General features: G+C 67.4%; 14 protein-coding genes. 5 read left to right on the plus strand and 9 right to left on the minus strand.

Features of this window, described 5'->3' with window-relative positions; genetic code table 11:
* Window positions 1-637 (minus strand): alpha/beta hydrolase (locus tag ACFE99_RS14135; protein ID WP_375486266.1); only part of this gene is annotated, 637 nt, incomplete at its 3' end.
* Window positions 638-780: 143 nt separating this feature from the next.
* Here ACFE99_RS14135 and ACFE99_RS14140 point away from each other — a divergent pair.
* Together ACFE99_RS14140 and ACFE99_RS14145 are read left to right on the plus strand one after the other, a co-directional pair.
* Window positions 781-1,149 (plus strand): OB-fold nucleic acid binding domain-containing protein, encoded by a 369-nt coding sequence (locus tag ACFE99_RS14140; RefSeq protein WP_375486268.1) that lies wholly within the window; start codon window positions 781-783, stop codon window positions 1,147-1,149.
* A gap of 42 nt (window positions 1,150-1,191) precedes the next feature.
* Window positions 1,192-1,851, plus strand: coding sequence for a DUF3159 domain-containing protein (locus ACFE99_RS14145; RefSeq protein ID WP_375486270.1), 660 nt, complete (start codon window positions 1,192-1,194; stop codon window positions 1,849-1,851).
* Here the strand turns inward: ACFE99_RS14145 and ACFE99_RS14150 are convergent.
* Window positions 1,772-2,464, minus strand: a complete 693-nt coding sequence (locus tag ACFE99_RS14150) for a potassium channel family protein (RefSeq protein ID WP_375486272.1) — start codon at window positions 2,462-2,464, stop codon at window positions 1,772-1,774. The two genes, ACFE99_RS14145 and ACFE99_RS14150, sit on opposite strands and share 80 nt — an antisense overlap.
* Before the next feature lie 93 nt (window positions 2,465-2,557).
* Window positions 2,558-3,229 (minus strand): potassium channel family protein, encoded by a 672-nt coding sequence (locus ACFE99_RS14155; RefSeq protein WP_375486274.1) that lies wholly within the window; start codon window positions 3,227-3,229, stop codon window positions 2,558-2,560.
* A gap of 132 nt (window positions 3,230-3,361) precedes the next feature.
* Between ACFE99_RS14155 and ACFE99_RS14160 the strand changes: the two genes are divergently transcribed.
* Both ACFE99_RS14160 and ACFE99_RS14165 read left to right on the plus strand, forming a co-directional pair.
* A complete protein-coding gene (locus tag ACFE99_RS14160; protein WP_375486276.1) occupies window positions 3,362-5,356 on the plus strand; it encodes an APC family permease in 1,995 nt (664 codons plus the stop codon).
* On the plus strand, window positions 5,353-6,552 hold the full coding sequence (locus tag ACFE99_RS14165; protein ID WP_375486278.1) for a class I SAM-dependent RNA methyltransferase: 1,200 nt from the start codon (window positions 5,353-5,355) through the stop codon (window positions 6,550-6,552). The genes ACFE99_RS14160 and ACFE99_RS14165 overlap by 4 nt, the downstream gene beginning before the upstream one ends.
* Window positions 6,553-6,563: 11 nt before the next feature.
* On the opposite strand, the gene ACFE99_RS14170 is transcribed toward ACFE99_RS14165, so the two are convergent.
* Both ACFE99_RS14170 and ACFE99_RS14175 read right to left on the minus strand, forming a co-directional pair.
* Entirely contained in the window at window positions 6,564-7,853 is a 1,290-nt protein-coding gene (locus tag ACFE99_RS14170) for an SLC13 family permease (protein ID WP_375486280.1), read from the minus strand.
* A 16-nt stretch (window positions 7,854-7,869) separates the two neighbouring features.
* The gene (locus tag ACFE99_RS14175; protein WP_375486282.1) at window positions 7,870-8,313 is read right to left on the minus strand and encodes a CBS domain-containing protein; all 444 of its coding nucleotides are present in this window, start codon (window positions 8,311-8,313) and stop codon (window positions 7,870-7,872) included.
* Between the two features lie 79 nt (window positions 8,314-8,392).
* Here ACFE99_RS14175 and dxs point away from each other — a divergent pair, with 79 nt between their 5' ends.
* Window positions 8,393-10,306 (plus strand): 1-deoxy-D-xylulose-5-phosphate synthase, encoded by a 1,914-nt coding sequence (gene dxs / locus ACFE99_RS14180; RefSeq protein WP_375486284.1) that lies wholly within the window; start codon window positions 8,393-8,395, stop codon window positions 10,304-10,306.
* Here the strand turns inward: dxs and ACFE99_RS14185 are convergent.
* The 4 genes from ACFE99_RS14185 to ACFE99_RS14200 form a co-directional block, all read right to left on the minus strand.
* On the minus strand, window positions 10,303-11,568 hold the full coding sequence (locus ACFE99_RS14185) for an HRDC domain-containing protein (RefSeq protein WP_375486286.1): 1,266 nt from the start codon (window positions 11,566-11,568) through the stop codon (window positions 10,303-10,305). The genes dxs and ACFE99_RS14185 overlap by 4 nt on opposite strands.
* 1 nt (window position 11,569) lies before the next feature.
* On the minus strand, window positions 11,570-12,118 hold the full coding sequence (locus tag ACFE99_RS14190; RefSeq protein WP_375486293.1) for a DUF3000 domain-containing protein: 549 nt from the start codon (window positions 12,116-12,118) through the stop codon (window positions 11,570-11,572).
* A gap of 135 nt (window positions 12,119-12,253) precedes the next feature.
* The gene (locus ACFE99_RS14195) at window positions 12,254-13,090 is read right to left on the minus strand and encodes an enoyl-CoA hydratase/isomerase family protein (protein WP_375486289.1); all 837 of its coding nucleotides are present in this window, start codon (window positions 13,088-13,090) and stop codon (window positions 12,254-12,256) included.
* 10 nt (window positions 13,091-13,100) lie between these two features.
* Window positions 13,101-14,435 (minus strand): GMC family oxidoreductase, encoded by a 1,335-nt coding sequence (locus ACFE99_RS14200; protein ID WP_375486291.1) that lies wholly within the window; start codon window positions 14,433-14,435, stop codon window positions 13,101-13,103.
* Window positions 14,436-14,437: the final 2 nt, after the last annotated feature.

Consider the following 14,437-nt stretch of genomic DNA (forward strand, 5'->3'; position numbering starts at 1 on the left):
GATCCAGTGTGACGGTCCGGAGCGCAGCGCGCGGCGCGGCGTTGACCCACTCGACACCGACGTGAACGGGATGAATCGGGTCGTCGGTCGCGACCGCCACCGCCAGCGGTGCGGCAAGCCGCGCAAGCTCTGCGCAGGTCGGCGCGACATAGGTGGCCGCTTCGTCCATGGCGTCGGGCAGTCGCGGCCACTGGCGCTGCCACGACCGGGCCAGTTCGTCGCCCAGCCAGCGCGGGCTGGATTCACGCATCTGCGTTGTCGTCGCCGCCAGGCCGTCGCGCCGAAGCTGATGCGCCGAGTGCCGTGCCGCGTCGGCGGCCGGGGCGCTTGCCGGCGCACCGGTCCAGGCGGGCAACGCCGCGAGCACGGCGACCGCGCTCTCGGGATGGTCCAGCGCCCACGCGACCGCCACCGCGGCGCCGATCGACACACCCCCGACCGCGATCGGACCGGCCGCAGCAGCGGCGTCCATGGCGGCAAAGTAGCCGTCGATCAGCCGTCCGGGCTGCGGCCGGTGGGCGATCACCACCGCGCCGGCCTTGTGCAGCGGGCCCGAAAAAGCCCGGGCGACGTAATCGTCGTCGGAGCCGGTGCCGGGCAACACCACAGTGGTGACACCGCGCAAATTCACAGCCACCCCCTGATAGTGCCTGGGGTTTGTGGGTACTCCGACGCCACCCCGAGGGAGTGTGTGGCATTGGGGAACCAACAGGTCTACGGTGTCCGTTGGCATAAGTAGATGGCGTCCATGATGGACTGGCAGAAGCGTCAGGAGAGGCCATGACGGCCGCAAGTTATCTGCGCCGGCTCACCCGTCGGTTGACGGAAGACCCGGAGCAACTCGACGTCGAGGAGTTGTCCGACGAGGCGCTCAACACCGGGGCCCAGCGGGCAATCGACTGCCAGCGGGGCCAAGAGGTCACCATGGTGGGCACCTTGCGCAGCGTCGAAGCCAACGCCAAGGGCTGCGCCGGCGGGGTCCGCGCGGAATTGTTCGACGGCACCGACACCGTGACGTTGGTGTGGTTGGGGCAGCGGCGCATACCCGGCATCGAGTCGGGCCGCACGCTGCGGGTGCGGGGCCGGCTGGGCACGCTGGAAAGCGGTGCCAAGGCGATCTACAACCCGCACTACGAAATTCAGCGGTGACGTCGCGGGACAGTGACGGCGTCACGCCCATCGGTGTAAGCCATGGCTGCTGATCGCAGCGGCGACGACCGCCCGCTCGCACAGCTGGGCGGGGTCAGCGGGCTCATCTACTCGTCGCTGCCGGTGGTGGTCTTCGTCGGCGTTTCCGGCGTTTTCGGTTTGCTGCCCGCTATCGGTGCTGCGTTGGCCGTCGCCGCGGTGATCTTGCTGCTGCGCCTGGCCCGGCGGGAGTCGACGCAGCCGGCGGTGTCCGGTTTCTTCGGCGTCGCCTGCTGCGCGTTGGTCGCCTACGCGGTCGGGCAATCGAAGGGCTATTTCCTGTTGGGCATCTGGATGTCGCTGGTGTGGGCGGTGATCTTCGCGCTGTCGGTGGCGATCCGGCGTCCGCTGGTCGGTTACGTGTGGAGCTGGGCCAGCGGGCACGACCTCAGCTGGCGACGGGTGCGTCGCGCGGTGTTGGCCTTCGACGCCGCGACGCTGGCGTGGGTGCTGGTGTTTAGCGCGCGGTTCGTGGTGCAGCGGTTGCTCTACGACGCCGACCAGACCGGCTGGCTGGCCGCGGCCCGGATCGGGATGGGCTGGCCGCTGACTGCCGCGGCGGCGGCGCTGACCTACCTGGCGATCAAGGCTGCGCAACGTGCGATGCGTTCGGCTGGTGCGCCGGCAGCAGCAGCTGACTCAGCTCCTCCTCAACCTCGGTAACCGCCACGAACAGCAGTTCGTCGCCGCCTTCCAGCGGCTCGTCGGGTGCCGGCACGATAACCCGCGGGCCGCGCAATATCGTCACCAGCGCGGCGTCGCGCGGTAGCTGCAGCCTGCGCACCGGCTTACCGCCCCAGGGGGTGTCGTCGGGCAAGGTGATCTCGACCAGGTTGGCCTGGCCTTTGCGGAACTCCATCAGCCGCACCAGGTCGCCGACTGCGACCGCTTCCTCGACCAAGGACGCCAGGATCCGCGGGGTCGACACGGCCACGTCCACGCCCCAGGCATCGGTGAAAAGCCACTCGTTGCGGGGATCGTTGACCCGGGCCACCACGCGAGGCACCGCGAACTCCGTTTTGGCCAGCAAGCTCAGCACCACGTTGGCTTTGTCGTCGCCGGTGGCGGCGACCACGACGTCGAAGTCTTCGAGGTGCACCGACTCCAGCAAGCTCAGCTCGCAGGCGTCACCCAACCGCCAGTGCGCGGCGGGGATGGCGTCGACGTCGACGTGGTCGATGTTGCGTTCGATCAACGTCACCTCATGACCGCTCTCGGTGAGCTCGCGGGCGATCGAACGGCCGACCGCTCCGGCCCCGGAGATCGCAACTTTCATCTGCGCCACCCCTCGATCGTGGCTGCGCCAGCATCATCGTCGTCGGCGCGTTTCATTCCCGCCACTCCTCCACCACGGACTTCATCGTTGCGCTCATGCTCCAAGGTCCTCACTCGGCGGCCGCGCGGCGATGGCCTGCGCCTCGGTGGCGCGTCCGGCGATCGCGGCGACGTACACCTGGTCGCCGGCCTGGATAACGGTTTTCGGTTCGGGCAGCAGCCCGCTGCCGAAGCGGATCATGAACGCGACCCGGGCGCCCGTGGCGTCTTCCAGATCGGTGATGCGGTGGCCCACCCAGTCTTCATGCATGACCAGCTCGACGAGGGCGACGGTGCCGGTCGGGTCGCGCCACTTGGTGGTCTCGCTTTCCCGCAGCAGTGCGTTGAGCAGCCGGTCGGTGGTCCAGGGGACCGTGGCAATCGTGGGGATGCCGAGCCGCTCGTACACCGCAGCGCGTTTGGCGTCGTAGATTCGCGCGACAACGCGCTGCACACCCCATGTTTCGCGGGCCAGCCGGGCCGAGATGATGTTGGAGTTATCCCCCGAGGACACGGCGGCGAAGGCGCCGGCTTCCTCGATGCCCGCTCGCAGCAGCACGTCGCGGTCGAATCCCAGCCCCAGCACCCGTTCACCCGCGAAGTCGGGGCTGAGCCGGTTGAAGGCGGTGCTGTCGCGGTCGATGACCGCCACGTCGTGTCCGATCCGGAACAGCCCGTCGGCCACGGCAGCGCCCACCCGGCCGCACCCCATCACTACTACCCGCACCTGAGGTCCCTTCGGCAGCAGCCTCTGCTTGGGGCCCGGTCGGCAGCCCCGTTGGCCCGCCGATTTGTACCCGGAGAGTTCCCCTCTAAGGAACGCTACCGCCAGCGTCGCGTGGGCTTACCCTTGGCTCTCGTGTCCAAACTCTCGACCGCGGCGCGCCGATTGGTTTTGGGTCGGCCGTTCCGTAGCGATCGACTGAGCCACACCCTGCTGCCCAAGCGGATCGCGCTGCCGGTGTTCGCCTCGGACGCGCTGTCCTCGGTGGCGTACGCCCCCGAGGAGATCTTCCTGATGCTCTCGGTCGCCGGGTTGGCCGCCTACTCGATGACGCCGTGGATCGGGCTGGCGGTGGCCGTGGTCATGTTGGTGGTGGTGGCCAGCTACCGGCAGAACGTGCGCGCCTACCCGTCCGGCGGTGGGGACTACGAAGTGGTGACCACCAACCTGGGCGACAACGCCGGCCTGCTGGTGGCCAGTGCGCTGATGGTGGATTATGTTCTGACCGTTGCTGTTTCGACAGCATCGGCGATGTCGAACATCGGCTCGGCGATCCCGTTCGTGGCCGACCACAAGGTGCTGTTCTCGGTCACCGCGATCCTTTTAGTGATGGCGATGAACCTGCGCGGGGTGCGGGAATCCGGGGTGGCGTTCGCGATTCCCACCTACGCCTTCATCGTCGGTTTAATCATCATGCTCGGTTGGGGACTGATCCGTATTTACGCGCTGGGTGAGCCGCTGCACGCCGAATCCGCCGGTTTCGTGATGCGCGCCGAAAACAGCAAGATCGCCGGTTTAGCGCTGATGTTTCTGGTGGCGCGGTCGTTTTCGTCGGGCTGTGCGGCACTGACCGGTGTGGAGGCGATCAGCAACGGCGTGCCGGCGTTTCGGAAACCCAAGTCGCGTAACGCCGCAACGACATTGCTGATGCTGGGTACCATCGCGGTGACGTTGTTCATGGGCATCATCGTGCTCGCCGAAAAGACCGGTGTGCAGGTCGTCGACGACCCCGATAAGCAGCTGGTGGGTACGCCTTTGGATTATCACCAGAAAACGCTCGTCACCCAGCTGGCGGGGGCGGTGTTCGGCAGCTTCCATCTCGGGTTGTTGCTGATCGCCACGGTGACCGCGCTGATCCTGGTGCTGGCGGCCAACACCGCGTTCAACGGTTTCCCGGTGCTGGGTTCGGTTCTTGCGCAGCACAGCTATCTGCCGCGCCAACTGCATACCCGTGGAGACCGGCTGGCGTTCTCCAACGGCATCCTGTTCTTGTCCCTGGCGGCACTGGCGGCGATCATCGCGTTCCGCGCGCAGGTGACCGCGCTGATCCAGCTCTACATCGTCGGCGTGTTCATTTCGTTCACGCTGAGCCAGATTGGCATGGTCCGGCACTGGACCCGATTGTTGCGCAACGAGTCCGATCCGTCGCTGCGGCGCAAGATGATGCGCTCCCGCGTGGTCAACACGATCGGGTTCCTGTCCACCGGCACCGTGCTGTTCGTGGTGCTGATCACCAAGTTCCTTGCCGGAGCCTGGATCGCGGTTGTCGCGATGGGCTCGCTGTTCCTGATCATGAAGCTGATCCGCCGGCACTACAACACCGTCAGCCAGGAACTGGAGGAGCAGGCCGCAGCCGACAAAGACGTGGTGTTGCCGAGCCGCAACCACGCTGTGGTGCTGGTGTCGAAGTTGCATCTGCCGACACTGCGTGCGCTGGCCTACGCGCGGGCCACCCGGCCCGACGTGCTGGAAGCCGTCACGGTCAGCGTCGACGACGCCGAAACCCGTGAGCTGGTGCGCAAATGGGAGGACAGTGATATCAGCGTGCCGCTCAAGGTGATCGCGTCGCCGTATCGCGAAGTCACCCGCCCGGTGTTGGATTACGTGAAACGGGCCAGCAAAGAGTCGGCCCGCACCGTGGTGACGGTGTTCATCCCGGAGTATGTGGTGGGCCACTGGTGGGAACAGCTGCTGCACAATCAAAGCGCGCTTCGGCTCAAAGGCCGGCTGCTGTTCATGCACGGGGTGATGGTGACTTCGGTTCCCTGGCAACTGAGTTCGTCGGAGCGGGTCAAGGCGCTGCAGCCGCACGCCGCGCCCGGCGACGCCCGACGGGGAATCTTCGATTGACCAACGCGGTGACCGAGACCCCTGACCTGACGTTGACGGTTGACGTTCCCGCCAACGGCGGCAGCTGCGTGGCACGCCACGAGGGCCGGGTGGTGTTCGTGCGCTACGCGCTGCCCGGTGAGCGGGTGCTGGCACGGGTCACCGCCGACCGCGGCTCTTATTGGCACGCCGAGGCTGTGGAGGTAATCGACCCGTCACCCGATCGGATAGCGTCACTGTGCCCGATCGCCGGAGTCCACGGCGCCGGCTGCTGCGATCTGGCGTTCGTCGACCCACCGGCGGCGCGCGCTCTCAAGGCGCAAGTGGTCACCAACCAGCTGGCGCGCCTGGGTGGTTACCGCTGGCACGGCGAGGCCGAAGTGCTTGGCGCGGCGGGTCCGACGGGTTGGCGAACGCGAGTGCGCCTCGATGTGGGCGCCGACGGGCGGGCCGGCTTTCACCGTTATCACAGCGACGACCTGGTCACCGACTTGCGTTGCGGGCAGTTGCCGGAGGCGATGGTCGACGGTTTGGCTTCGGCCGAGTGGCCGCCGGCCGCACAGCTGCACATCGCGGTCGACGACGACGGGCAGCGGCATGTGGTGCAAACGGTGAAACAGGGCCGCAGAACCGTGGCCGACGTAGTCGAGGGCAACTATCAGGCGGTCCAGCGGGCAGGCGGGCGCAGCTGGCGGATCCCGGTGACGGCGTTCTGGCAGGCTCACCGCGACGCGGCGCAGGTCTACAGCGCCATGGTGCGCGACTGGGCGCGGCCGGCCGCCGGGATGACAACCTGGGACCTCTACGGCGGCGCGGGACTGTTCGCCGCCGTGCTGGCCGAGGCGGTGGGGAAGTCGGGGCGGGTATTGAGCGTCGACACGGCTCGAGCGGCGTCGCGGGCTGCCCGGGCCGCATTGACGGATTTGCCGCAAGTGCAGGTGATCACCGATTCGGTGCGCCGCGCGCTGACGACGCAATCCGTCGCGGCGGATGTTGCGGTGCTTGATCCGCCGCGCTCAGGCGCCGGGCGTGAGGTCATCGACCTGTTGGCCGCCGCCGGAGTTCCGCGGCTGGTGCACATCGGTTGCGAGGCAGCGTCTTTCGCACGCGATATCGGCCTCTACCGTGAGCGCGGCTACATCGTCGAGAAGCTGCGGGTGTTCGACGCCTTCCCGCTGACTCATCACGTGGAGTGTGTGGCGCTGCTGACCCGCTAGGCGAACACACGTCAGACCAAGACGAAGTAGCGCACCCACAGGTACAGCGCGGTCAGCGCGAGCGACATCGCCGTGACCACCGCGCCCTTGCGGGTGAATTCCCAAAACGAAATGGGACTGTCTGCGCGCCTTGCGATTCCGAGGATGACGACGTTGGCGCTGGCCCCGACCGCGGTGAGGTTGCCGCCGAAGCCGGTGCCCAGCGCAAGCGCCCACCACAACACGTCCGGGTTGACCTGGCCGACCATGGACGGCACCAGTTCGCCGACGATCGGTGCCATCGTCGCGGCATACGGAACGTTGTTGATGACGCCGCCGAACACCAGCGACGCGGCCAGCACCAGCATCGTGGTCAGCAACGCGTTGCCGCCGGTGGCTGTAATGGCCGATCGCGCCAACGAGTTGACGACACCGGTCTTGACCAAAGCGCCGACCATGACGAACAGCCCGGCGAAGAACAGCAGCGTGTCCCACTCGACGCTGGACAGGTAATCCGAGCGTTCCAGCCCGGAAATCACGATCAGGATGCCGGCGCCCAACAGCGCCACGACCGACGGATCCATACGCAGGGCTGCGTGGGCCAGGAATCCGGCGAACACCAGGATCATCACCACCCCGCATTTGACCAGCAGGCTCCGATCGCGGATGGCTTCGCGTTCTTCCAGCGCCATGACGTCGGCGACGCGCTCCGGGTCGACTGCGAACGCGCCCCGGAACAGTCGGGGCAGCAGTGCGATGAACACGCCGATGACGATGACGACCAGCGGGCTCAGGTGGATCAGGAAGTCGTTGAACGACAGCCCTGCCCGGCTAGCGATGATGATGTTGGGCGGGTCGCCGACCAACGTCGCGTTGCCGCCGATGTTGGAGGCGAATGCCTCGGCCATCAAAAACGGCGCCGCGTTGATCTCCAGCCGGTCGCAGACCAACAAGGTCACCGGCGCGATCAGCAACACCGTGGTGACGTTGTCCAGGGTTGCCGACCCGAACGCGGTGACCAGCACCAGCAGAATCATGATGCGCAGCGGGGAGCCTCTTGCGCGTTTGGTGGCCCAGATCGCGACGTATTCGAAGACGCCGGTCTGGCGCAGCACGCTGACGATGATCATCATGCCCAGCAGCAAAAAGATGACGTCCCAGTCGATTCCGGTGGCGTGGGAGTAGAAGACGTCGTGGGACCTGATCACCGGCAAGGTGACCACGATCGCGGCGCCGGTCAGCGCCACCATTGTTCGGTTGAGGCGGTCGCGGGCGATCAAGACGTAGGCGATCACGAATACGGTGACCGCGACGGCGCTCATCGGCGCTCCGGTGAAATCAATGCTTCAGCGCCGCGGCCAACAGGCGCGACGCGGTGATCACCCCGAGCAGCGTGCCCTCTTTGACCACTGCGATCAACGGACTGCGCAGCCGCGCCATCAGAGTCGCCACCTCGATGATGGTGTCGTCGGCGTCGGCTGCCGGTATCTCCACCAAGTGCTCGGGCAGCACGTCGCGGACTTTCTTGCCGCCCAGCTTTTCCGCGGCCCGGTCAGCCATCGACTCGTTGAGCACGCCGGCCAGCGAGGGGTCATCTTGCACATAGCGGGGCAGGATGAACCGGACGACTTGGGAAGCCGGCAGCACCGCGTACGGCTTGCCGGACTGGTCGGTGACGACGATCCCAGGCAGCCGATGCTCGGCGAGCAGGCGGGCGGCATCGAGTGCCCCAGAGTCGATGCTCACGACTGGGAAATCTTCGGCGATCTCCTCTGCGCGCATACCGCGACGATACGTCGGTGAGCCCCTCGTGCCGCGTTTGGCTTGCCGCGATCTGCGCGGGCCTGCGTACACTGGCGAAATGCTTGAACGGATCCGCGGCCCAGCTGATCTGCAGCCCCTTTCGCAAGCTGAGCTCAAGGATCTGGCGCAGGAGATTCGGCAGTTTCTGATCCACAAAGTGGCTGCCACGGGAGGCCACCTAGGACCCAACCTCGGTGTCGTCGAGCTGACGCTGGCGCTGCACCGGGTGTTCGACTCCCCGCACGATCCGATCATCTTCGACACCGGCCACCAGGCGTACGTGCACAAGATGCTGACTGGGCGCTGCGCCGATTTCGAGACGCTGCGTAAGAAGGGTGGCCTGTCCGGGTATCCGAGCCGCGCGGAAAGCGAGCACGACTGGGTCGAGTCCAGCCACGCCAGCGCGGCGCTGTCCTACGCCGACGGGCTGGCCAAGGCGTTCGAGCTGACCGGTCACCGCAACCGGCACGTGGTGGCGGTGGTCGGCGACGGCGCGCTGACCGGCGGCATGTGCTGGGAGGCGCTGAACAACATCGCCGCGGCCCGCCGGCCGGTGGTGATCGTCGTCAACGACAACGGCCGCAGCTACGCACCCACCATCGGCGCTTTCGCCGACCGCCTGGCCGCGCTGCGGCTGCAGCCCGCCTATGAGCACCTGCTGGAGAAGGGCCGCGGCGCGGTGCGGGGCATGCCGGTCATCGGCGAACTGGTCTACCACCTCATGCACAGCGCCAAAGCCGGCATCAAAGACGCGTTGTCCCCGCAGCTGTTGTTCACCGACCTCGGGCTCAAATACGTCGGTCCGGTCGACGGCCACGACGAGCACGCCGTGGAGTCCGCGCTGCGCCACGCACGCGGCTTCGGCGGCCCGGTGATCGTGCACGTCGCCACCCGCAAAGGGATGGGCTATCCGCCGGCGGAGGCCGACGAGGCCGAGCAGATGCATTCCTGCGGCGTGATCGACCCGGCGACCGGGGCGGCCACCAAGGTGCCGGGGCCCGGCTGGACGGCAACCTTCGCCGACGCGCTGGTCGCCTACGGTGCCAAACGCCGCGACATCGTCGCGATCACCGCCGCTATGCCCGGGCCCACCGGGCTGACGGCGTTCGGGCGGCGGTTTCCGGACCGGTTGTTCGACGTCGGCATCGCCGAGCAGCATGCGCTGACCTCGGCGGCCGGTTTAGCGATGGGCGGGCTACACCCGGTGGTGGCGATCTACTCGACGTTCCTCAACCGGGCGTTCGACCAAATCATGATGGACGTGGCGCTGCACAAGCTGCCGGTCACCCTGGTGCTCGACCGGGCGGGCATCACCGGCCCCGACGGCGCCAGCCACAACGGCATGTGGGACCTGTCGATGCTGGCCATCGTGCCCGGCATGCGCGTCGCCGCCCCCCGAGACGCCACCCGCCTGCGTGAGGAACTCGGTGAAGCGCTCGACATCAACGACGGTCCGACCGCGATTCGGTTCCCCAGAGGTGATGTGGGCGAAGATATTCCGGCAATCGAGCGAAAGTCCGGGGTGGACGTCCTGGCGGTGCCGGCCGAGGGGCTGAGCCCCGACGTGTTACTGGTGGTGGTCGGAGCGTTCGCTCCGATGGCGCTGGCGGTGGCCAAGCGGCTGCGCAATCAGGGCATCGGCGTGACGGTGATCGACCCGCGCTGGGTGTTACCGGTGCCGGACGCGGTGCGTGACTTGGCGATCGGCCACAAGCTGGTTGTCGCGCTGGAAGACAACGGCGTGAACGGCGGTGTGGGCAGCGCTGTTTCGGCGGCATTGAGACGTGCCGAGATCGACATACCGTGTCGCGATGTGGGTCTACCGCAGCGGTTCTACGACCACGGTTCGCGAAGTGAGGTCTTCGCCGACGCGGGGTTGACCGAGCAAGACGTGGCCCGCCAAATCACCGGCTGGGTCGCAGCATTGGGCAACTCCGTCGCCGAAGCTCAGATCACCGAGCGCCTGGACTAATTGACGGCCTGCCCCAGCGCAGCGGCCAAAACCGGAACTACGAGCTCGCGCTGCCAGGGCCGGGCCTGCCCGGCGGTCAGAAACTCGTCGATCACCCGCTCCCCATTAGTTTCCCGGCCGCCGTCCCAGTCCCAGCACAGCCGTCGCACCAGGTCGGGGGAGACCAGGTTCTCGACCGGCACCGATACCCGCTGCGACAGCTCCGCCAACGCTGCGCGTGCCGCGTCCAACCGCACCGCGGCCTCCGGCCTGCGCTTGGCCCACCGAGCCGCGGGCGGCGGCCCGTTGGGTGGTTCCAGCTCCTCGGCAGGCTCCGGATGTTTCCGGGCCTCTTCCAGCGCTGCCAACCACGTCGCGGCGCTGCGGCGCTGCTTGGGCCCGCCGAACACCGGCAGCGCCAACAGATCCTGGACTGTCTTCGGGTCGGCGATGGCCGCGTCGACGATCGCCGAATCGGGCAGAATGCGGCCGGGCGCGATGTCGCGGCGCTGCGCGATGCGGTCGCGCGCGGTCCACAACTCGCGCACCGCGGCCAGGCCGCGCCGGTCGCGCACCCGGTGGATGCCAGACGTGCGTTGCCAGTAGTCGCGCCGAGTGGTCGGCGCCGCCAACGCCGCTGAAGTCCGCAAGTACTCGAATTCCTCTGCAGCCCAACGTGCTTTGCCTTGCTCGGCCAGCGCCGCCGCGACGGCTTCCCGCAATTCGACGAGCAGCTCGACGTCGAGCGCGGCATAGTTCAACCATGCCGGCGGCAGCGGCCGCTTCGACCAGTCGGCCGCGCCGTGTCCCTTCGCCAAGCCCAGCCCGAGCAGTCGCTGCACCATGGCCGCCAGGTTGACCCGGTCGAAGCCGGCCAGCCGCCCGGCCAGCTCGGTGTCATACAGCGCCGGCGGACTCATGCCGACTTCGGCCAGACACGGCAAATCCTGATCGGCGGCGTGCAATATCCATTCGTCCTCGGCCAGCACTTGCGCGACGGGCCGCAGCGCGGTCAGCGGGTCGGCTCCGTGGCTGACTGGATCGATGAGCACCGTGCCGGCACCGGCACGCCGGATCTGGATCAGATAGGCCCTGTTGGAGTAGCGGAAACCCGAGGCCCGCTCGGCATCGACCGCGAACGGCCCGCGACCGCTGGCTAACTGGTCGGCGGCCGCGGCGATCTGCCCGACCGTCACCGAGAGATCCGGTACTCCGTCGGCCGGGTGCAGCACTGGCGTGGACTCGGCCTCGATGCGGGGCTGATCGGTTGCCGCTTCGGACATGTCAGGCGCGGGAACGCGAGCCCAGGTCGGTCACCCCTACCGGCGGTAGTCCCGCGGCGTGCTCGAGCACCTCACAGAACGCCTCCACATGGGTGCCGATTTCGGGGGTGGTCGCCGTCCACGACGCCCGCAGCTCCAGTTGGTGGGCGCGCGGCGGTCCGGAGATGTCGCCGTAGCGCACCGAGGTGGTGGCGGTGACGGTACCGCCGAGTGCGGTGACGTGGTCGGCGCGGGTGTCCAGCGCATCGACCAGCCAACTCCACGCAACTTCGGGTAGCAGCGGGTCGACTGCCTCGCTGGCGTCCAAGTCGGCCTGGATGTAGGCGACCAGCCGCATGGTGCCGTCCCATGCGTCGGATCCGTCGGGGTCATACAGCAGGATCAACCGCCCGAAGGCTTCTCCTCTTTCCAAGCCTTCCGATCGCTCCGCGACGACGTCGAGCTCGGGGTGCTTGACCTCGGCGCCCAGCGCGTAGCTGAACGGGGCGAGGCGCTGCGGTGGCCGGATGGGGCCGAGCTCGATTTCAGCGCGTACGGTGGCAGCGTTCATCGCGGCCACCGCCTCGCGGAACGCGACCGGTTCGAGGGAGGTCACGTCTTTTGACGCTAGACCTATCCACCGACACGCGGGAACAGGCTCGCCGGTCGGGCCCGCGACGCGGAAGAGCAAAGCCGTCATCGCGGCCTACGGCTGAAGCTGGCGGGCCTCGGGATCGGCGCTAAAGCGCGGTGCGCGCTTCTCGCGGTTGGCGGCCAGCCCTTCTTGCACGTCGGGGCCGCTGAAACCGATGAATTCCAGGCCCAGGGCCGTTTCGAAGGCGGGCGCGAACATGCGGTACCAGTGGTTGAGGGAGTGTTTGGTCCACCGGATCGCGGTTTGCGCTCCGCGCGCGAGATCTTCGGCGATCCAGGTTGCGGTGGACAGCACCTCGTCGTCGTCGACACAGGTGGACACCAGCCCGATGCGCTCGGCTTCCTCACCGGTGAGCGGCTGGCAGGTCAGCAGGTAGTACTTGGCCTTGGCCATGCCGACCAGCAGCGGCCAGCAGATCGCGGCGTGATCGCCGGCGGCCACCCCGAGCTTGGTGTGCCCGTCGATGATCTTGGCGCTGCGCCCGGCCACCGAAATGTCGGCCAGCAAGGCCACCACCAGGCCGGCGCCGACCGCCGGCCCGTGAATCGCCGAAACCACCGGCTTGTCGAAGTTGACCATGTTGAGCACCAGATCGCGGGCCTCGCGCATGATGCGGATCCGGTCGGCGAAATCCCCCATGGTCTCTTCGATCAAGTCGAAGCTGCCGCCGGAGGAGAACGCTTTGCCTTCGCCACGCACGAGCACCGCGCGGACCTCGGGGTCACGCTCGATCTCGGGCCAGATGTCGGCGAGGTCCCGGTGCATCTGCGGCCCAACCGAATTGAGCCCCGGTGCGTCGAGAATCACATGCAATACACCGTCGGTGCCCGGTTCGATACGTAGACTTGGGAACTCGTCGTACCTGACGGGGGGATGGCTGACTGGCATACCGACGAGGTTACGCACGCATCGAGCTGGCCCTTGCCCCACCCTTCGAGTCGACGTCGCCGCGGATGATTCGTTCGGCCAGCCGCGAAGCGAGCGCCATGATCGTCAACGCAGGGTTGGCGCTGCCCTGCGTCGGACACACCGAACCGTCGGCGAGGAAAAGGTTCGGCACCGCCCAGGTCCGCTGGTTGGAGTCCACGACGCTGCTGTCCGGGTCGCTGCCCATCCGCGCGCCGCCGATGAGGTGGGCGAAACGCTGAATGGTCAGCACGTCTTGCGCATCGGCCGCGTGCAGGATATTCGTGATCACCTTGGCGGAGTACTCCATGTTGGCCTTGTCGTTCTCGCACAGCGAGTAGTCGAACCGCGCGACCGGCAGGCCGTATTGGTCCTTGTCGTCGGCGAGCGTGACCCGGTTTTCTGCTAGCGGGAGCAGCTCGTTGAGCACCCCGACGGTGGCCCAGTGGTTGTAGTCGCGCATGTATTCCCGCAGCGCCGGTCCCCAATGGCCGTCGGCCAGCACGTGCTCGGCCCAGGCAATCGGCAGCGGTGACACGGTCTGGATCGAGAAGCCGCGAGCGAAACCGCGATCGGGATCGGTTTCATAGAACTCCTCCGAGGACACCTCCGGCGGCGGCGCCTTGTACATCCGTATCTCGTCGGGCCAGCGGCCCGCCGTTTGGGTGGCGCCCTGCACCATCACGTAGCGGCCAACTTGGTCGTTGTTGTTGCACAAGCCGTTCGGGAACCGGGGACTCTGCGAATTGAGCAGCAACCGCGGGGTCTCGATCGAATAGCCTGCCACCGCTACGACTTTGGTGCGCTGACGCCGCTCTTGCTGGCTGTCTTCGGCAAAATACGTTACGCCGCTGGCGTGTCCGTGCTCGTCTAACTCGATGCGGGCCGCCATGCAGTTCGCGCGAACCTCGACCCCGTGGGCCAGCGCGTCGGGCAGGTGGGTGACGAACGGGCTGGCCTTGGCGTTGACCTTGCAGCCCTGCAGACAGTAGCCGCGGTAGATGCAATGTGGCCGGTTGCCGAAGGTGCCGTTGACGATGCCGACCGGGCCCACCCGCATGTCGATGCCGAGCTTGATCGAGCCTTCCCACAGTTTCATCGCAGCCGCTGACACCGGATGCGGCGAGGCGGGGTAGCGGTGTGGGTATCCCCACGGCCAGTCCTGGCCGGCCACCGGGAGCTCGAGTTCCAGACGCTCGTAATGCGGCAGCAGTTCGGCGTAGCTGATCGGCCAGTCCGCCCCGACCCGGTCACGGCTGAAGGTCTCGAAATCGCTGGGGTGGAACCGGGGGGTGTAGCCGGCGTAGTGCACCATCGACCCGCCCACCC

Origin of the sequence: uncultured Mycobacterium sp. (assembly GCF_964249325.1) — a bacterium.
GTDB lineage: Bacteria > Actinomycetota > Actinomycetes > Mycobacteriales > Mycobacteriaceae > Mycobacterium.